The 17,441-nt window shown below is 41.8% G+C and carries 17 protein-coding genes; 3 read left to right on the top strand and 14 right to left on the bottom strand.

What is annotated here, in order from left to right; genetic code table 11:
- Positions 1 to 50: 50 nt before the first annotated feature.
- The 5 genes from ACYVD3_RS14515 to ACYVD3_RS14495 form a co-directional block, all read right to left on the bottom strand.
- Positions 51 to 1,628 (bottom strand): type I restriction-modification system subunit M, encoded by a 1,578-nt coding sequence (locus ACYVD3_RS14515; RefSeq protein ID WP_460643196.1) that lies wholly within the window; start codon positions 1,626 to 1,628, stop codon positions 51 to 53.
- The gene (locus tag ACYVD3_RS14510; protein ID WP_460643195.1) at positions 1,625 to 4,750 is read right to left on the bottom strand and encodes a type I restriction endonuclease subunit R; all 3,126 of its coding nucleotides are present in this window, start codon (positions 4,748 to 4,750) and stop codon (positions 1,625 to 1,627) included. The genes ACYVD3_RS14515 and ACYVD3_RS14510 overlap by 4 nt, the downstream gene beginning before the upstream one ends.
- A gap of 218 nt (positions 4,751 to 4,968) precedes the next feature.
- Positions 4,969 to 5,907: a HipA domain-containing protein gene (locus tag ACYVD3_RS14505; RefSeq protein ID WP_460643194.1), complete on the bottom strand. Its 939-nt coding sequence runs from the start codon at positions 5,905 to 5,907 to the stop codon at positions 4,969 to 4,971.
- Positions 5,900 to 6,358 carry a helix-turn-helix domain-containing protein gene (locus ACYVD3_RS14500; RefSeq protein WP_460643193.1) on the bottom strand — a complete coding sequence of 153 codons (459 nt, stop codon included), beginning with the start codon at positions 6,356 to 6,358 and terminating at the stop codon, positions 5,900 to 5,902. Before ACYVD3_RS14500 ends, ACYVD3_RS14505 begins: the two co-directional genes overlap by 8 nt.
- Before the next feature lie 321 nt (positions 6,359 to 6,679).
- Positions 6,680 to 6,844 (bottom strand): hypothetical protein, encoded by a 165-nt coding sequence (locus ACYVD3_RS14495; RefSeq protein ID WP_460643192.1) that lies wholly within the window; start codon positions 6,842 to 6,844, stop codon positions 6,680 to 6,682.
- A 593-nt stretch (positions 6,845 to 7,437) separates the two neighbouring features.
- Here ACYVD3_RS14495 and ACYVD3_RS14490 point away from each other — a divergent pair.
- The 3 genes from ACYVD3_RS14490 to ACYVD3_RS14480 are packed head-to-tail and all read left to right on the top strand — an operon-like array spanning position 7,438 to position 9,632.
- On the top strand, positions 7,438 to 7,881 hold the full coding sequence (locus ACYVD3_RS14490) for a MarR family winged helix-turn-helix transcriptional regulator (RefSeq protein WP_460643191.1): 444 nt from the start codon (positions 7,438 to 7,440) through the stop codon (positions 7,879 to 7,881).
- 30 nt (positions 7,882 to 7,911) lie between these two features.
- Positions 7,912 to 8,325: an RNHCP domain-containing protein gene (locus ACYVD3_RS14485; RefSeq protein WP_460643190.1), complete on the top strand. Its 414-nt coding sequence runs from the start codon at positions 7,912 to 7,914 to the stop codon at positions 8,323 to 8,325.
- An 8-nt stretch (positions 8,326 to 8,333) separates the two neighbouring features.
- Complete coding sequence (locus tag ACYVD3_RS14480; protein WP_460643189.1) at positions 8,334 to 9,632, top strand: MATE family efflux transporter; 1,299 nt, start codon at positions 8,334 to 8,336, stop codon at positions 9,630 to 9,632.
- Positions 9,633 to 10,139: 507 nt separating this feature from the next.
- On the opposite strand, the gene ACYVD3_RS14475 is transcribed toward ACYVD3_RS14480, so the two are convergent.
- The 9 genes from ACYVD3_RS14475 to ACYVD3_RS14435 all read right to left on the bottom strand — a co-directional run bounded on the left by ACYVD3_RS14475 (position 10,140) and on the right by ACYVD3_RS14435 (position 17,281).
- Positions 10,140 to 11,783 (bottom strand): recombinase family protein, encoded by a 1,644-nt coding sequence (locus ACYVD3_RS14475; protein ID WP_460643188.1) that lies wholly within the window; start codon positions 11,781 to 11,783, stop codon positions 10,140 to 10,142.
- A 20-nt stretch (positions 11,784 to 11,803) separates the two neighbouring features.
- The gene (locus ACYVD3_RS14470; protein WP_460643187.1) at positions 11,804 to 12,709 is read right to left on the bottom strand and encodes a recombinase family protein; all 906 of its coding nucleotides are present in this window, start codon (positions 12,707 to 12,709) and stop codon (positions 11,804 to 11,806) included.
- A gap of 4 nt (positions 12,710 to 12,713) precedes the next feature.
- Complete coding sequence (locus ACYVD3_RS14465) at positions 12,714 to 14,321, bottom strand: recombinase family protein (protein ID WP_460643186.1); 1,608 nt, start codon at positions 14,319 to 14,321, stop codon at positions 12,714 to 12,716.
- A 78-nt stretch (positions 14,322 to 14,399) separates the two neighbouring features.
- A complete protein-coding gene (locus ACYVD3_RS14460; protein WP_460643185.1) occupies positions 14,400 to 14,561 on the bottom strand; it encodes an SHOCT domain-containing protein in 162 nt (53 codons plus the stop codon).
- Between the two features lie 36 nt (positions 14,562 to 14,597).
- Positions 14,598 to 14,978, bottom strand: a complete 381-nt coding sequence (locus ACYVD3_RS14455; protein ID WP_460643184.1) for a hypothetical protein — start codon at positions 14,976 to 14,978, stop codon at positions 14,598 to 14,600.
- Positions 14,979 to 15,145: 167 nt separating this feature from the next.
- Positions 15,146 to 15,736 (bottom strand): hypothetical protein, encoded by a 591-nt coding sequence (locus ACYVD3_RS14450; RefSeq protein WP_460643183.1) that lies wholly within the window; start codon positions 15,734 to 15,736, stop codon positions 15,146 to 15,148.
- A gap of 41 nt (positions 15,737 to 15,777) precedes the next feature.
- A complete protein-coding gene (locus tag ACYVD3_RS14445; protein ID WP_460643182.1) occupies positions 15,778 to 16,545 on the bottom strand; it encodes a DUF1281 family ferredoxin-like fold protein in 768 nt (255 codons plus the stop codon).
- The gene (locus ACYVD3_RS14440; protein ID WP_460643181.1) at positions 16,545 to 16,829 is read right to left on the bottom strand and encodes a hypothetical protein; all 285 of its coding nucleotides are present in this window, start codon (positions 16,827 to 16,829) and stop codon (positions 16,545 to 16,547) included. The genes ACYVD3_RS14445 and ACYVD3_RS14440 overlap by 1 nt, the downstream gene beginning before the upstream one ends.
- Positions 16,830 to 16,849: 20 nt before the next feature.
- The gene (locus ACYVD3_RS14435; protein ID WP_460643180.1) at positions 16,850 to 17,281 is read right to left on the bottom strand and encodes a DUF4314 domain-containing protein; all 432 of its coding nucleotides are present in this window, start codon (positions 17,279 to 17,281) and stop codon (positions 16,850 to 16,852) included.
- Positions 17,282 to 17,441 lie beyond the last annotated feature (160 nt).

Here is a 17,441-nt window from a genome sequence, read left to right as displayed (position 1 = left end):
AAGCCTTTAAATCTAATTTCAGGTATGTTGTTACTCATCCTTTGTTCCTCCTACGCAAAAATCAGCTTTGTGGCTTCAATTAATTCTCTTGTTTCATCCGTTATGGCAAGTTTATCAAGCAAGCCTAAAAACTCAGTTTCCTTTTGTTTTATTTGTAAATTTAAATCAACCATTTCGTTGCTGAGCTCAATAATATCAATCTGCGGTTCTTCCTCAAAAGTATCCACATAGCGTGGAATATTGAGATTAAATTCATTGCGTTCAATCTCATCATACTCCGCCAAATGCGCATATTTGGGTATGCTTTCACGCTTTTTATAAGCATCTACAATTTTTCGTATATCTTCGTTACGTAAGCTATTTTGATTCTTTTGTTTCTCAAAATCCTTTGAAGCATCTATAAACAGAACATCTCGTGTGCCTCGGTTTTTCTTCAAGATAAGTACAGTAGTAGGAATACTTGTACCATAAAAAATATTGGCAGGAAGCCCTATAACTGCATCAATAGCACCCATTTCGAGTAACGTCTTTCTAATCACGCCTTCTGATGCACCTCTGAATAATACACCATGGGGCAGAACGATTCCCATTGTTCCGTTCTCATTTAAATGATAAAATCCATGAAGCAAAAAGGAAAAATCGGCTTTGGACTTGGGTGCCAGTTTTCCGTATCGCTCAAAGCGAGGATCACTTAAAAATTTGTCATCCGCACTCCAATTTGCCGAATACGGAGGATTCATAACAACGGCATTAAAAAGGTATGGCTCGTCAGATGGCCAATCCTCATCAAGCGTGTCAGCGTTTCTAAGCTGCATCTGTGACTGCTCCACATTGTGCAAAATCAAGTTCATTCGCGCCAAATTATAAGTAGTTGTATTCAATTCCTGCCCGTGATAATGTACCTTCCACGGATTTTTTACAAACTGACGTATATTGAGCATGAGGGAACCCGAGCCCATTGCCGGGTCATAAATATGAAACGGTGTAACTTCTTCCTGCCCTATTGAAACAATTTCGGAGATAATCTTACTTACTGATTGCGGCGTGTAAAATTCTCCTGCCTTTTTTCCTGCTCCTGCAGCAAACTGGCCAATCAAATACTCATAAGCATCTCCTATGACATCTCCATCGTGACCAAAAAGAGAGATTTCATCAAGTACCTTAATTACTTCAGTGATGGTTACATTCCGTTGTTGAGCGTTCGCTCCCAGTTTTGTGGAGGTTAAGTCGATATCATCAAATAATCCCGTAAAATGATCGCCCTGCCGCCCGAGTTCTATAAATGCATTTTGGAGGTCGGAAATTTGAAGTTCATATTCGTCAGCCTTCTTTCGGAGTGTATAGAAAAGATAATCGGGAGCAATAAAATAACCCAACTTTTTAGAAATTATATCTTTGACATCCACTGCATCTTCTTTATACCAGTCCAAAAGTCCGGCGAGCTGGTCTTGTCTGCTCGGATACTCAGAGACCTTGCCATGTTCTTCTTCATAAACAGCGCGCAATTCTTGATCCGATAAATATTTATAGAAAATCAGCCCTAGCAAATAATTTTTATATTCACTGGCATCCATTTTTCCGCGCAATATATCGGCACTTGCCCATAGTTGGTTGTTAAGTTCACTCATAATTGGGGTTCCTCCACTTTCTTAAATTCAACGGCCAAATTCGAAAGTTCTTCTCTTAGGGGAAGTAGTTTATCTTCAATAGTTGCTTTCCAATAAGCCTCTATCGTTCGGCGGCGCTCTCTAAACTTTTTGTGAAACAGCGGTTCAAATTCTTCTCGTGTTATGGAAGATTTGTCAATAATCACATTGATATACGGAACCTCAGCCTTATCGTTACGGTATTCATGAAAACTAACCAACAAGTCATCCTCTGAAACCTTAAGAACAATGGCGGTTTCCGCAATAATCTTACGAATCAGTTTCTTGAAATAAAGCGCAACTTTGTCTACAATCTCCGTTTCGTTCGAAAGTGAGTTCATTATTTGGTCATACGCTTCTTTAACAATTTTGGGTTTATTTTGGATTATCTCATCAAACCTCTGTTTATTATCCTCTTTCTGTATATCTCTGAGAAGTTGAGCTATGTAATAACTGTCAATTTTTTCTTCAAAAGATGCTCGTTGTTCTGAGGAAAATTCTATTTCAAACAATTCTTTGATTTCCTCATCACCCACATTTTGCTCAGCTAGTGTTTCTTTAACTTCAGCCTTCAGATTTTCAATATTTCCTACTTCGTCCGTAATTGTTTGAGTGATATTACATAGCTTATCAAACTCATCCTCATATTCTTCATAGCTTTTTATGGCTTCTTCAAGCTTGCTCAAAGTTTGAAAAGTTTTAATGGCGCTGAGTTGCTTTTTGATATTTTGTGGGTCTTTAGTCAATTCTTTATGAGCTTCCACAAAATTTTTGTAAGCGACCTTGAAGCTTTGTTTAACCTCCGCATACTGCTTGGGCACAAGATTTTCCCAGTCCCTGTCCTCGTTTGAAAATAATTTTATCGCATCTCTGACATTCGCCGCCATTGTTTTTGGTTTGCGAAATGTAACGATCATTCCGATATTTTTGCCAGGATATGTCCGATTTGTGCGTGAAAATGCTTGCAGTAATTTTTGATAACGCAATTCTCTATCCACATAAAGTGTTTGAATAGTAGGTGCGTCAAATCCTGTCAAGAGTCTGTCCACAACAATTACAAAATCCAGCCACTGTCCATCTTTCTGATATTGAGCTTCTTTTCTTGCAAGGCGTTTATTAATATTTTGATTAAATAAATCTATATCTGTATAATTCGTACCAAACATTGCATTGTACTGTTCCATTATTTCAATTATTTCATTGTTTGAATCAATCATTCCTTCTTGGTTTTCAGCAACCGAATAGGTAATTGCCACACGCGGGAAATCAGGATCATTCAGTCGTCTGCGCTCATCCAGAGGATTACCCATGATAAGTGCTCCTGTTTTTTTAAGTACAAGCAGTTTATGGTATATCCGTTTAGCCTGAGCTATGGAATGAGTTGTAAGAATAGCACTCATCGTTGGGATTCCATCTATGACCCTGAATTTTTCCAAAATAGACTGATGACGGAATATTTTTTTTAGCATGGCTTCGATATAGATATCATTCTCATAGTCTGAGGTCTCTAAAAGCGCCTCTTTATCTATAGCGTCGGTGGTAGCGGCTAGTTTTGTCTGTGGATTTTCGTCCGGATATTTTTTGCTGAGTTTACTTAGATACAACCGGGTTTCTTCCTCCTCACTCATAAGTGAATGATACTCTACCTGAAAATCCAACACAGATTTATCGTCCATTGCGTTTTTAGTAGTATAGGCATGAAGAAGTTCACCATATTGATCGAATGTAGTGCGAGCATAAGTGCCATTTTCTTGTTTTTTATTCTCCTCAAAAATCGGGGTACCAGTGAGGCCCATCCAGCTGGATTTTGGAAAAAACTTCTTGATTGCTTTCATTTCCTTATCAGAAACCGCGCGATGACACTCATCTACAATAAACACAATGTGCTCACCCTTAAGTTTTTCAAACTTGTTTATCTCTGCTTCCGCACAATCACGTATTGCGTGACTCAACTTCTGGATTGTTGTAACAATAATGGTATTGCTGTTCTTTTTACTCAAAAAATTATCCACCAGTTCACGGCGATTATTGATACCTACAATAAGCGTGTTATCTTTGGCATCTCCCGTGGAAAGCCCAGTATTGTATTCAGAAGCAAATTTCGAAAACTCATCTTTGGTCTGGCTGTCTAAATCTCTACGGTCAACAATCATCACCGTCCGAGAAACAGAAACTGCTGATTGAGCAAGCAACTTGGTAGCAACAAAACTGGTTATGGTTTTTCCTGAACCGGTGGCATGCCAGACAAAACCACCTTTATGACTATAGGCCTGTTGCATAATTTTCTTTATTGCATGTATCTGATATGGACGCAGCACCATCATAAACTTTTGACTCTTTTTATCATCTACTAAAATAGTAAATCGGCTAATAAGCTCATGAGCCATCGGTATGCTGAGGACCTTACGCGTAAAGTCGTATAAATCCTCTACTGGAGTATTATCCTGCTCCCGCCAGTTAAATAAGAATTTTTTGGCAGAGTCAAATTTGTTGTTTGTACTTGGACGGGCAAAGTATCTTGTGGAAACTTTATTACTGATTATAAAAATCTGCACGGTAGCAAACAAGCCATTAAAAAAACCTGACTGCGCATAACGTTCAATCTGTTTGAACGCCTGCCAGTATCCGTCTTTGGCAACCTCATTTTTTAATTCTATATGTATTATGGGCAATCCGTTTATAAGTAGTGTAACATCTCCACGCGTTGTTCTGCCTTCCGTTACCGGCACAATTTGGCTTACGACCTCATAACTGGATATACCTCCGGCAATATCCTTATTACTAAAAAGCGTAAGCGTAATCTTGCCTTTGGAAATATCTTCTCGTTCAATAGGGATTTGAGCAATACCATTTTCCCCTCTTAACCATACTGCAGCTAAAAAGGGTGTTTGAGTCAATCGCATAAACTCATTTTTTATTTGCTCAAACTCGGTGTCAGTAAGCAACATACCTTCTAATGCCGCAAGATTAATCCTGTTGATATGTCCGCGCAGATTATTCCAAAGAGCAGCTTCCGTTTTTATATCACCACGATACGTCCACTGATTTTCTCTCATAGTTAAAATGTCAATGAATGTCTTTTCTATTTGATTCTCCGGTGTCATGTTTTCCCCTCCAACATATGGTGTAGAGCTACCCTGTCATTTGTCATTATCCAATATGGCCTTTGTATTTAATTGCACTAGTTCAAGCCATTATTCAAGATTTTTGTACACACCATATTCATTGAATATCTTCTTAAGTTTATTCCTTCACTACTCAACGTATCCTAACCTTAAATTTGTCATATACAATTGCATTTTGGCTTTATAAACCATTTCACTTACACTGAAAACTGTTGTCCTAGGTCTTCATCTTGCTCGGATTCCTGTCTCTCAAATTTCATGATCTGCTCCATGCTATAATCCAGGATCTTTGTCTTTCGTTCTGAAATCATCACCATATAAAATTCCTTTTGCACTGGAAGAAGAGTTGGTGTTTCCTCAATAAGTCCCCTAATTTGATCTATATCTATCCGTGCAGAAATTCTTTTCAATGCCTCTGTACAATCCGCATTTTTCAGAGAAGATATGAAATCAAAGTAGGATATTTTCTTTCCGTTTTCCTCTATAGATGAAGCTGGAAAAGTATAGACACGCTTGTTAATCTCATCTTCACTACTCAGAACAGCTTCCATATCATTGGCAGCCAACTGTGGATAGAGGCAGGAGCCACAGTCATAAACAGGAGCAATTTCTACCACCTTAGACTGCTCATTAACAAGAATACCCCAATTTCCATTATGCCTGTCGAAATTGCCAAGCAGTGCATCCGCAATAAACATACCCCAAAAGAAATCCCGAAGCTGATCCGGGGGCAGAAGTGTCTGTTCGTCAATTGCCTGGGGAATAGAAGACAGCTCTTTTCCATATCCGTTTTGTTCGCTGTTGATACAGGTATTTTTTAAGTGAGCAAACTCAAGAAGCCTTTTACCGCCTTCGGTGAAATCCTTGCAAGCTACCACTATCTTTTCTTTTCCTCGCGAATCGGTATAGGTTCCCAACAAGGTTTCCTGTGTTTTAAACCCAAGAGAAGCAAAGATGTGGCAAGCGATATATTCGCTAATGCATCCATTGGTATAGCTCATTGCTTTATTGCGGCTGGGCACCGGAGGAAATTTTAGCATATAACTACTGTCTTCATAGAGTATATTAATTTTGTTCCCGTTTGCCCCGCCGTAGGCTCTGAATTTATTCACTTCACAGGATGTAAAATCAATCATGTATTCCATCCTCCTTTCCAACTAGTCCAAGATATTTTTCACGCAGATAGCCAGCCTGTTCCTCGGTAATTAAGCCAGACCAAAGGTCGGCGTTAATGGCTCCATATAATTCATCTGACAGACAATCAAGATGCAGAACCTGCTCTTTTTCACCTTGCAAATAATCCTTGATCGCCTTTTGAATGCTGCTGGATAATCCAGTTTCTAAATATTTTTTATTATTGGGCTTACCATCCGGTGCGATTTCTGTAGGTTCAGATTCCAGTTCCAGCAGTCCCTCAATGGAAAGACCAAGGGCCTTGGATAACTTGGAAAGCGTTCCTGCTCCGCATCGATCGAGATGTGTTTTTCCCGAATATATGTCTGCGAGAGTCGCCCATGGAATCCCGCTGATTTTTGATAAACGATATCGGGACATATTCATGTCCTGCATAAGCTGTTGTATTGTCATTTTCATCACCTGTTTCCATTATATCGGTGTTCCGATATGATGTCAAGGTACGATAGAACAGCACTGCCAACAATAAAACCCTCAGCTCACTGTCTGAGGATTTTATTGTTGGCAGCACTTTACATACTGGCAGGAACCGCTGGTTCTTCAGCTCCTGCCGTCATTTAATCATCACACAGGACATCCTGCCGTATAACGATGCCCGATTGAAATTGAATTTCTATTTTGCACTCGCTGATAACCCGGATTGTTTGAATCAGTCTGCGGACAAGGTCATCATTAAACTCCCGTTTTAAGTAGTTGATTTTTTTGTGTAGCTACTCATCTCCTGTAAAAGATGTTCATAGGATTCTGCCATGTGTCGTTCTTGAAGCACCTTTGCTTTTTCTTCCTTAGCTCCTTGATTTCATTTGCGATGATGCGGTATTGCGCATCAAATGTATCATCTGCACACTCGGCTTTAGCGCTGTCCTCAATGAGTTTCATCAATTCCTGCTGAAGCCGTTTGATTTGCTCATCATACTCTGTAGGCTCTGCCTGTGCTGAGTAGCTTCCGATGATTCAGATTACATTTTTCTCGGAATGCCTGCACAATTCTCCTTGATCCTCTACCACGTTATTAATTGCGGTCATAATGGATTCATGAAGGCTGTCTTCTTTCAGGGTGGGGAATTTTTGCACCTCTTGGAACCGTGCTTGAGGCGGTTGTCACAGCGCCACACAGCTTTTTTATACCGTACTTGGACCATCCTGTCTGCGGTATGGCTGACCGCATTCTGTGCATACCATGATATCGGATAGCACATATTTGGCACTATACTTTCCCTTGACAGGTGGGACATCCACTTTTTTAGTGGCAAGTAAATCCACGTCTGTGTGCCTTTCCTCCTGTACCCAGTGGTACAACTCCTTTGGGATAATCACTTCATGGTTATCCTCTATTAGAATTTAAAATTAAGATTGTACATTTCTTCCCATAACCTACCGGATGTATGGTAAAAGAAAAACTTGACTTATGTACGAAATCGGATATAATATATTATGTACGAAATCGTACATAAGGCAAGGAGAGGTGAATTATGGACCAGTCAAAATTAAAACAAAATAATTATCTGCTGAGATGTTTATCTGGTGAAGTCAATGCTCTATATCATGAAGCTGCTGTTCGAATGAACATTTCTGACAGTGTACAAAATATTTTGTATGTGCTTTACAATAGTGGTGAGCGGTGCTTACAGAGTGATATTTACAAACAGTCTGGTATCAGTAGGCAGACAATCAATTCTGCAATTCGAAAATTAGAAAATGATGAGATTGTATATCTTGAACAGGGAATAGGGAGAAATACCATTGTATGCCTAACCGAAAAAGGAAAAACATTTGCTGCTGAAAAGTCTCAATTTTTATTTGATATCGAAAACAAAATATTTGATGAGTGGACGGCAAATGAGCAACAGGAATATTTGCGGCTAACAGAAAAATTTCGTGACTCCTTAAAGCGACAATTAGAAACGCTACTGTAGTCACTATCCAACTCTAAGGGAGTACAATTTATGAATCGAGAAAACAAAAGGAAACAATACGAAAAAGGTTACTATAAAACTCATGCTTGCGACGATAGTTTTACTTGTAAACTATGCGGACGACCAGTTATAGCAAATGGCGCAGGCAGTGACCACCGCGTAGATGATGAACCCGGTGATCGTTCATCAGACTGCGGTGGCATTATGGAGCCTGTAGGTGTTTGGGTACGAAAAAATGGAGAATGGGCAATTATCCATCGTTGCAGACAATGCGGATGTTTCCACTCAAATGGCGTTGCAGCAGATGATAACCCAATGAAACTTATGTCTATTGCAATGAAACCATTGACCCAGCCCCCTTTTCCACTGGAACGTATTGAGGAAATGACAGCCCTTATGGGAGGTGATGGGTGCATAGAAAAAAATACTAGACTAAAAGCATAGGAGAATTTATGAAAAAAGAATTTATAAAGTATGTAGTGCCCTCTATGATTGCATATCTGTTTAGCGGAATATATGTTAGCATTGATGGTCTTTTTATCGGTCAATCGGTAGGAGATATTGGCCTTGCCAGTATCAACATGGCATGGCCTCTCACCGCAATTATTTTAGCAATTGGAACTGGTATCGGCATGGGTGGAGCAATAAACCTTTCAAATTATATGGGAGCTACCGAAAAAGAAAAAGCTGATAAAGCACTTGGTAATACAATTACGCTGTTGCTAATTTTTTCGGCAATTCTTACTATCTTTCTTCCACTTTGCGCAAAGCCTATTCTTAAGGTTTTGGGAGCAAATGGGCAGATATTAGAGCTTGCATATGACTATGTTCGGATATTAGGTCTAGGTAGCATTTTACAAGTGCTTGGTGTAGGTATTATGCCTCTATTACGCAATCAAAACAAATCATGGTTGGCAATGGTTTTTATGCTAATGAACTTTGTATTTGATACAGTCCTAAGTGGTGTCTTTGTCATTGTCTTGGGGTACGGTGTTGTCGGTGCGGCATTAGCTACACTGGTCGGTCAAAGTATTGCTTTGATTCCTACACTTTTTATTTTATTTCGAAAAGAGAATCGAGTACCTACAGCAAGCTATTTCTTGGATTCCAAAATTGTACAGAGTATCATCAAAGTAGGTATATCACCATTTGCGCTATATTTACTTGTTCCGCTTACCATAGTTTTAATGAACTGGCAGGCTTTATCTTATGGTGGTACAAGTGCGGTTGCGGCATATGCAGTTATTTCCTATGTACTATCTGTCGGACAACTTCTACTGCAAGGCGTTGGTGATGGCAGTCAGCCACTAATCAGCTTCCATTATGGTGCAAATAATAATATAGCAGTTAAACAAGTAAAAAGATGGACATACTTTACCTCTATTGCTACAGGCGCTGTCATAACGCTAGGTATTATTGCATTCAACAATACTATTCCAGTGTTATTTGGCGTTTCTAAAGAAACAACGGAAATTTTACTCTATGCACTTCCCGTATGTGCCATTTCACTTTTGTTCAATGCGTTTTCAAGGTCAACATCAGCTTACTTTTACGCTATAAAGGAAGTTAGGAACGCCTCGTTCATGGTATATGGTGAAGCATTGATTGTTCTCCCGATATGTGTATTGCTTTTACCGAAGCTGTTAGGCGTAACGGGGGTATGGGTTGCTGTAACAGCATTACAGATTATTCTTTTTTTCATAGCATTGATTCTTTTGAAACGTGTATCAATCAAAACAAGTCCTAATTAAACACATAATAAAATTGGGGGGTTATTATGTTTTATTACGCTTATCTACAAATAAAAAAGTGGGAGTTGAGGGGGATTTCTGCGGTATGCGTAGCTTTTGGGACAAGCACATACGGTATTGTATTAAAAATTGATTACCATATTTGTCTCTAAGATAATACAATGCATAATCTGCTGTATTGTCATTATTATCACCTGCCTCTCCCGATCTACCTATCCAGATAGATTATTTGAACCATGCTTATTGTTTTTTTGCCTTCTTATCAGATTCTACTACAAAGGAATTAACCTTTTACCTCATAAATATAAGCTGTTCAACATAATAGTTTGAAGTTAATTTCTTTTTTTATTATACACTTTTTACATTTCTATAAACCCGTTCCTGCTTGCAGCAGACCATATTGGTACTGCCAACAATAAAATCCTCAGCCCACTGTCTGAGGATTTTATTCTTACCAGCACTTTATATACCGGCAGGAACCGCTGGTCTTTCGGCTCCTGCCGTCATTTAATCATCACATAGGACATCCTGTCGGATAACGATGCCCGATTGAAATTGAATTTCTATTTTGCTCTCACTAATAACCCGGATTGCTTGAAGCAGTCTGCGGACAAGGTCATCGTCGAATTCTCGTTTTAAGTAGCTGATTTTTTTCGTGTAGCCGCTCATCTCCTGCAGACGCTGTTCATAGGATTCTGCCAGATGTCGTTCTTGAAGCACCTTTGCTTTTTTCTTCCTTAGCTCCTTGATTTCATCTGCGATAATGCGGTATTCTTTATCGAATGTATCATCTGCACACTCGGTTTTGGCGCTTTCCTCGATAAGTTTCATCATTCCCTGTTGAAGCTGTTCGATATGCTCATCGTATTCCGTAGGCTCTGCCTGTGCTGAGTAACTTCCGATGATGCGGATTACATTTTCTCGGAATGCCTGCACAAATTCTCCCTGATCCTCTACCACGTTATTAATTGCGGTCATAATGGCTTCATGAAGGCTGTCTTCTTTCAGGGTGGGGGAATGCTTGCACCTCTTGGAACCGTGCTTGAGGCGGTTGTCACAGCGCCACACAGCTTTTTTCATGCCGTACTTAGACCATACCTGCCTGCGGTAGGGTTGACCACATTCTGCGCATACCATGATGTCGGACAGCACGTATTTTGCGCTGTACTTTCCCTTGATGGGAGGTGCATCCACTTTTTTAGATGCAGGTCGGTAGATTGCACCTCTACGTGCCTTTTCCTCCTGTACTCGGTGGTACAACTCCTTTGGGATAATCGCTTCATGATTATCTTCTATGTAGTACTGCGGTACGATACTTTTATTTATCACCTTTTTCTTCGTCAGAAAATCCACTGTATAGGTTTTCTGCATCAGGGCATCACCCATATATTTTTCGTTGCTAAGCATTTTGTCAATGACCGTTGCCTGCCATACAGTCTTTCCGGTAACTGTGAGAATACCATCGGCTTCCAGTATCCTTTTAATTTTATAACTACTGTTTCCCTCTAAAAAAAGGCGAAAAATCCTGCGCACCAGATCTGCTTCCTCTGGTATGATGACAAGATTTCCGTCTTTATTCTTCGTGTAGCCTAAAAACTTGCTATGGTTGACAATCACCTTACCGCTTTCAAATTTTCGAACGATTCCCCAATGGCAGTTCTCGCTGATATTCCGGCTTTCCTCCTGTGCCTGGCTACTTAAGATGGTAACCAGAAGTTCACCGCTGCCCTCCAGCGTATTGATGCCCTCTTTCTCAAAGAAGACCGCGATGTTTTTTTCCTTTAGCTTTCGAATGTTCATCAGTGAATCTACGGTGTTTCGGGCGAAGCGGCTAATGGATTTGGTGATGACCATATCGATTTTACCTGCCATGCAGTCCTCAATCATTGCTTGGAAGTTACTTCTGTTTTTCGTTGAGGTTGCGCTTTTTCCGTCATCCGCATAAATTCCTGCCAGCTTCCAGCTAGGATTATTCTCGATTTTTTCTGTGTAGTAGTTTACCTGTGCTTCGTAGCTGGTTTCCTGCTGTTCCTGCAGGGTGCTGACGCGGCAGTAAGCCGCAACCCGCAGGGCTTTCATTTGTGGACGAATAGTTCTGTCGTATCCTCGTGTTGCAGGGATAATCGAGATGTTCTTCTTTACTGCTTGCATCTATGTTTTCCTCCTACTCGCTAATTTTCTTCGATGTTCTTATCAAGAAGCAGACCGTTAAGCAGTTCAAACCGGAGTCTGCCATCCGGGTTTACTGTGATTTTACGGATTACCTGCTGAAAAAGTCTTTCATCAAAATCCATCTGTTTTTCTTTACCTAAAATAGCGGCCTTTATCTGGTCTGTCCGGTAAGCGCTGTCATCGATAACCGACACCCGATATTGTGCGGCAGCTCTTGTAAAAGCAAGCTCTTTTATTTCGTTTACCTTATACTGACCAGCATTGAGAGTCTCCTTTATTTGTCGGGTCAGCTTTTCTCCGACAGGGCAGGGAGCAGGTGTTTTTATCGGGTGCCTTTGTTCCAGCATAGCTGGTGTCGCTATGATTTGGTTGATGACATCCATAAAAGCATTTTTGATTTGTTCATCATTCAGAAAGATGTTTTGGCAGGATACCCGATTGGACTTGATATAATGCTTGCACTTCCATTTCACATTCTCACTGGGTTGATTGCAGTGTTCCACATATCTCCGGTAAGGCTGTCCGCAGATACCGCAGTACAGTGTTCCGCTGAATTGTGTTTGGTTCCGGAAGCTGTTTGGTTGTACGTGTCTGCCAAGGCTTTTTACTGTTTCCTGTCTACGGCTTTGTACCTGCTCGAAAAGTTCGCTTTTGATTAGCGGCGGATAAAACTCATCTCCAGTGTATTTTCTATTTTCCAATATTTTTCCTACCGAACCGTGGTTCCAAGAGGGCTTGTGACTGGCATTTAAGATTCCTTGTTTCGTTAAGTCCTTTGCAATCTGATAGGTAGAGGTTCCGCCCAAATATGCCTGAAAAACAGCTTTCACTATTTGAGCGGCTTCCGGTACGATATCAGCCTTACCATCTACGATCCGGTATCCAAGAGGCATATGTCGCTGCATCTGCTTACAGCTCCTTTCCGTAGGTTTCTTCAAGCTCCAGTCCGTTCTTCAGTTTGAAGACTAACCGCTGTCCGGGGTAAGCTGTCACCGTTTCAATCATCATTCGGAAGAGCTCCTCGTCATAATCGTCTAGTATGGCAGGGCGGTTTCTGAAAACAGACATCAGATACTCTGTCTGGCTGATTTGCTCATCAAATAATTTTTGCTCCTTGAGAAGCTGCTGTCGGCGGTATGCCTTTTCCAGCTCCGTGTCTATAAGACTTCGTTTCTCTATAAAAACAACAGAGCCAATGTCGCCGCCCGTAAGGACTTTTTGCAACATATGGCTCTGCTGTTTTAATTCCCGTATTTTATTCTCCAGCTCCAGCAATTCCTGTACCTGCTCTGGATCGTCCGGCACCGCTTTTAATATCGCCAGAAGGGGATAAAGGATATCTTCATAGTTACTGGCCAGCTTGTTCCACAGGGTTATGAATGTTTGCTGGATGCAATCTTCCCGAATTGATTTCTGACTGCATTTCGAGATATCCTCAATATGCTGATGACAGCACCATTGTACTTTTTCGTAAGGCTTTCCGATGTATATCTTCTGCCTCCTAAATATGGAGCCGCATTCTCCGCAGATAATCCGACTGCTGAATGCGTATCGATTCTGGTAGACCTCGACATTCTCCACACATTGCTTCTGTCTGCGGTATGCGTATAGCTCTCGAACCGCCTGTTCTTCTTCTCTGCTGATAATGGGTTCATGGTTATCCGTAATCATAACCTGCGGCATCTCACCGCGATTATGCTTCTTGGTAAAGGGTACTCCCTCAGTCGTGTAGGTTTTTTGGAAGAGCAGGTCACCTGCATACACTGGGTTCTGCAATATCTCCTTGACCACACCGTCCTGCCAGCCCTTCGATCCTCGTATAGTAGGAATCCCCGCTTTCCGCAGTTCCCTCGCTATGGCGTAGGAGCCTTTTCCACCAAGGTACTGATCAAAAATCCCACGGACAATTTTGGCTTCTTCCGGCTGGATGATAAGCTCTCCATTCTCATCGTTTATATACCCATAAGCAGGGGAGCTGATGATAAAGGTTCCATTCTGAAAACGATATTGAACGGACCATCTGGAATTGGTCGAGATACTCTCGGCTTCACCCTGTGCTATGGAGCTTAGGATTGTCAGCAGCTGTTCGCTTTTCTCAGACAGGGTGCTAATCCTCTCCTTTTCGAAGTAGATCTCGATGCCTAAACGCTTCAGCTCCCGAATCGCCTTGATACTGTCTACGGTATTTCTGGCGAAGCGGGTGACCGACTTCGTAAGGATCAGGTCGATTTTGCCTAATCTGCAGTCCTGCATCATCTGTCTGAATTGATCCCGTCCTCTGGTTTTCGTACCGCTTCGCGCCTGATCAGCATAAATACCGACACATACCCAGCTGTCCTTTTCCTTAATGAGCCGCTCATAATATTCCACCTGAGACTCAAAGGAGCTGATTTGCTCTGCCGATCCGGTACTGACTCGGCAATAGGCGCATACTCGTTTCACAAGTGGCTTTTCCATGTTTGAAACGGTGCTAACAGACTCAATTTTTATTACCTTTTTTACTGTCTTCTTTTCCATATGCTTCTCCTTTCTCAGAAGATGCTTCTCCTGTTAGCAACACACATTACCACACCTTTTCATAGATAGCTAGTGTTTTTACGCATATACTTCAGCCAACTCCGGAGAAAATGTTTCCCGGTTTAGTGCATCAATTTTTTCATATTCCTCTGGCAGTAAAAAGCCACTACTCACCATAATATCCAGCAATTTTACCGATAACTTATATTGCATTTCTCTTGCTTCCTTTTTGTTTTCCATGACATTTCCTCCTGTTCCTACATATCTGCTCCCTACCTAAAGCATCCGCAGCTCAGCAGCCGTTACTCTCTGATCCTCTTCATATAGAAGTCTTTGAAATTCTTTCTCGCTGGCAACTACCATGGGAGCCGGTGAGCCTTCTCCTTTCTGCAGTGAACACAGCTCCTTTTGTACCTTCTGCAGCAGTTTCTGATTGGGACAATGTCTGATACTGCTTCCAAGGGTACTTAAAATAAGACGGTCTGACAGACTGGTCAGAAGCAGCTGATTCGTACTTTTCTGATGCTCCATAATAAAACTCGCAATATTTTCCGGGGTGTTTTCAAAATAATAGGTTTTGTTTGAACCATTGCTATTGCAGACACAGCCCACCACCAAATCCTTTTCCAGCAAATCGTTTAAAGAATGATTACTCATACAGTTCCTCCTTTTCTTTTTCTTAATTGATGATTTATCTCACAAGGATGCGGCAGAAAAATGGAAATCCGATTCTGCCGCATAGTTTCTAAGATAAAAAATACGCTGTTCACACAGGCTTATAATATATGATCCACTTCAAGTGAAGAAAAGAGGGGATATGCACTCTACATTTCCATTGAAGGCGATTCACACGTATTGCCTTGTTCAGAGTCGGCGGTTTGCGCATTACCCTGCTGCTTCGAAGCTTCCTGTGTCATCTCTTCCTGCTGCCCAGGCTGACAGGCTTCCAGCATTTCCACCACCTTTTCGGGAATATGCTCAAAATCCACATGATGATCCCGCTGGATATATACGGTGTACCAGTAATCGTAGGGAACATAAGTGTCAGCCAGATATTTGGTATCTGCAGGCTTCATTTCATCAAATCCCTGATCAATGATACCCTTTGGCGTTAGAAAAAAGGTACCGCAATGCTCCCCGGAGGATTGCAGGTCAAGCGTCACGATTCCAAGTCCCATATGCCCTGTGTTACGTCCCACTATAACAGCCGGTACATCGACAAACTCATAACCGCCGTAATCCAGATCATCTGTTCCGTAAACTTCTATAAATAAATCGTGCATTTTCTTCAGGGCTTCCTTGGCATACATGTTGTCCCGGGTATTGCAGGAGCGATCCAGCTCCTTAAAATCCAACGTGGGCAGCAGTGCATTCAGCCGTTCTATATAGACTGCCTGTAAATCCGGGTTTTCCATTCTCTAATACACCTCCAATTAGTTTAAAAGGGTTTATAAGACTACAATTCCATTTCCATTGACTCGCTTTGACTGTGGTACTCGTATGTACCGGATTTCTCATTATACTGGTAGCCCATCTCCGACAAATCCATGCCGTGTACCTCCGCTGCCAGCTCAAGAGCCTCCTTTGATCCACCGCGGGGAATATCGCTGAATATTTCCTCTCCGTTTTGGAACTCTTTTTTTCCTGTGTTATGTCCAAAGTCCTCGTCCGCCCACAGATACTCGAAGGTAAGATCAGGATACTGATTGGCAAGCCTACTGATGACAGGCTCTGCACGGCTCCATGCTGTTTGAAACTCGATGTGCGCACCATCAAACTCCCTCGGAGTTGCCAGCTTATCGTAGCCATAGCTATTCCATTTGGTTCCCCAATTGGCAACTGACCACTGATACCATGAGGGGTAACCATAGTTTTTTATATTGTTGCAGCACTGCTTTCCCAGCTTCAGCAGCTGGGGATCGTCTTTGGTCAGTGCTTCATATTTTTTCACTAACGCAGCGACACGGTTTTCATGGTCAGCATCCGGTTTTACCACATTTGCCATTGCAAGCGCAGTACTTTCAGCAGAAAAGTCCTGATAAAGCTTCATCCCACGCTCTGCCCGGCTGCCATATTCCATATCCAAAGAGGGTGGCATAGGAAGCATTTTATTAAAGTCAATACTGCCAAGGCCAATTTCATCATTTTGAACGGCTTCAAACATAGCCTTCATCTGCGCAGGATCACCGGATACCCGCAAAATATTGGTTACATGATTTGGCATTAGCTCATCCCTCCCATCGTCATTCCGCCCATCTGCTGACCCTGCTGTTCCAGCTCATCCTGCGTCTGGATTTTCCAGCTTTTTTCACTGCTCCAAAGGCTGACACAAATCTCACCATCAGGAATTTTAATGTAGCGCTGTTCAAAGCCTTCCCCAAAGCCATCGGATGCCTGCCCACTGATGGTGTCCTTCAGCATCTCAAGCTCGTTGTCAGTCAGCTCACCTTGAATACGGCATTCTGCCACACCCATGAGACTGCCATTTACCTTCTCCACAGTAAACACATAGGATTGTACCTTCTGGTTCAGGGTGTCATTTTTCCATAGTACTGCATGAGCCCCCGCTCCGATTCGTCTGGCCTTCGTTCACGAAGAATAGCAGAAAAGATGCTGTCCTCGTACTCCAGAACCTCACGGTCGCCAAGCTCTATGGGTTCATCGTCCAAGCTTCCGTATTCATCACGCTCATAAAGATTAACTGCCAATGGCATATAAAGCTTGAGTGTATGAAATGGCTGAGGAATAACCGTAAAACTGTCTTCCCCAGGAATTAGCGCCAGGGTACGGCCGTTGTCCCATTTCATGTGTATCCCACAAGCATCGTCAACAAGATCAACCGTGCCCTCCGTACCGGGCGGAACCGGCGCAAAGGGATCGTTCATGCTTTCAAGCCGGATTCGTGTTCCTGGCGGGTATTTCTCCTTCATAAATTTTAAAAGTGACGGATTATAGTTCATAGCTTTATTCCTCCCATCCCCATGCCCTGATCGGGCATGTCATTCTTAGTCATATTCAGCTGCTGTACCCGCAGATCAAAAACAGTCAAGTAATATGTGACGGGTTTGTCCCGAGAATGGAACGCGGCCGAAAGCCTTGGAAATATGGGTTTTGTCATAA

The sequence above is a fragment of the Lacrimispora brassicae genome, assembly GCF_054772055.1.
This window is presented reverse-complemented; position numbering and strand designations above follow the sequence as displayed.

Excerpts from the sequence above, each read along its gene's own strand:
- ACYVD3_RS14515 (WP_460643196.1), bottom strand. The coding sequence starts at position 1,628 with ATGAGTGAACTTAACAACCAACTATGGGCAAGTGCCGATATATTGCGC.
- ACYVD3_RS14510 (WP_460643195.1), bottom strand. The coding sequence starts at position 4,750 with ATGACACCGGAGAATCAAATAGAAAAGACATTCATTGACATTTTAACT.
- ACYVD3_RS14505 (WP_460643194.1), bottom strand. The coding sequence starts at position 5,907 with ATGATTGATTTTACATCCTGTGAAGTGAATAAATTCAGAGCCTACGGC.
- ACYVD3_RS14500 (WP_460643193.1), bottom strand. The coding sequence starts at position 6,358 with ATGACAATACAACAGCTTATGCAGGACATGAATATGTCCCGATATCGT.
- ACYVD3_RS14495 (WP_460643192.1), bottom strand. The coding sequence starts at position 6,844 with ATGAAACTCATTGAGGACAGCGCTAAAGCCGAGTGTGCAGATGATACA.
- ACYVD3_RS14490 (WP_460643191.1), top strand. The coding sequence starts at position 7,438 with ATGGACCAGTCAAAATTAAAACAAAATAATTATCTGCTGAGATGTTTA.
- ACYVD3_RS14485 (WP_460643190.1), top strand. The coding sequence starts at position 7,912 with ATGAATCGAGAAAACAAAAGGAAACAATACGAAAAAGGTTACTATAAA.
- ACYVD3_RS14480 (WP_460643189.1), top strand. The coding sequence starts at position 8,334 with ATGAAAAAAGAATTTATAAAGTATGTAGTGCCCTCTATGATTGCATAT.
- ACYVD3_RS14475 (WP_460643188.1), bottom strand. The coding sequence starts at position 11,783 with ATGCAAGCAGTAAAGAAGAACATCTCGATTATCCCTGCAACACGAGGA.
- ACYVD3_RS14470 (WP_460643187.1), bottom strand. The coding sequence starts at position 12,709 with ATGCAGCGACATATGCCTCTTGGATACCGGATCGTAGATGGTAAGGCT.
- ACYVD3_RS14465 (WP_460643186.1), bottom strand. The coding sequence starts at position 14,321 with ATGGAAAAGAAGACAGTAAAAAAGGTAATAAAAATTGAGTCTGTTAGC.
- ACYVD3_RS14460 (WP_460643185.1), bottom strand. The coding sequence starts at position 14,561 with ATGGAAAACAAAAAGGAAGCAAGAGAAATGCAATATAAGTTATCGGTA.
- ACYVD3_RS14455 (WP_460643184.1), bottom strand. The coding sequence starts at position 14,978 with ATGAGTAATCATTCTTTAAACGATTTGCTGGAAAAGGATTTGGTGGTG.
- ACYVD3_RS14450 (WP_460643183.1), bottom strand. The coding sequence starts at position 15,736 with ATGGAAAACCCGGATTTACAGGCAGTCTATATAGAACGGCTGAATGCA.
- ACYVD3_RS14445 (WP_460643182.1), bottom strand. The coding sequence starts at position 16,545 with ATGCCAAATCATGTAACCAATATTTTGCGGGTATCCGGTGATCCTGCG.
- ACYVD3_RS14435 (WP_460643180.1), bottom strand. The coding sequence starts at position 17,281 with ATGAACTATAATCCGTCACTTTTAAAATTTATGAAGGAGAAATACCCG.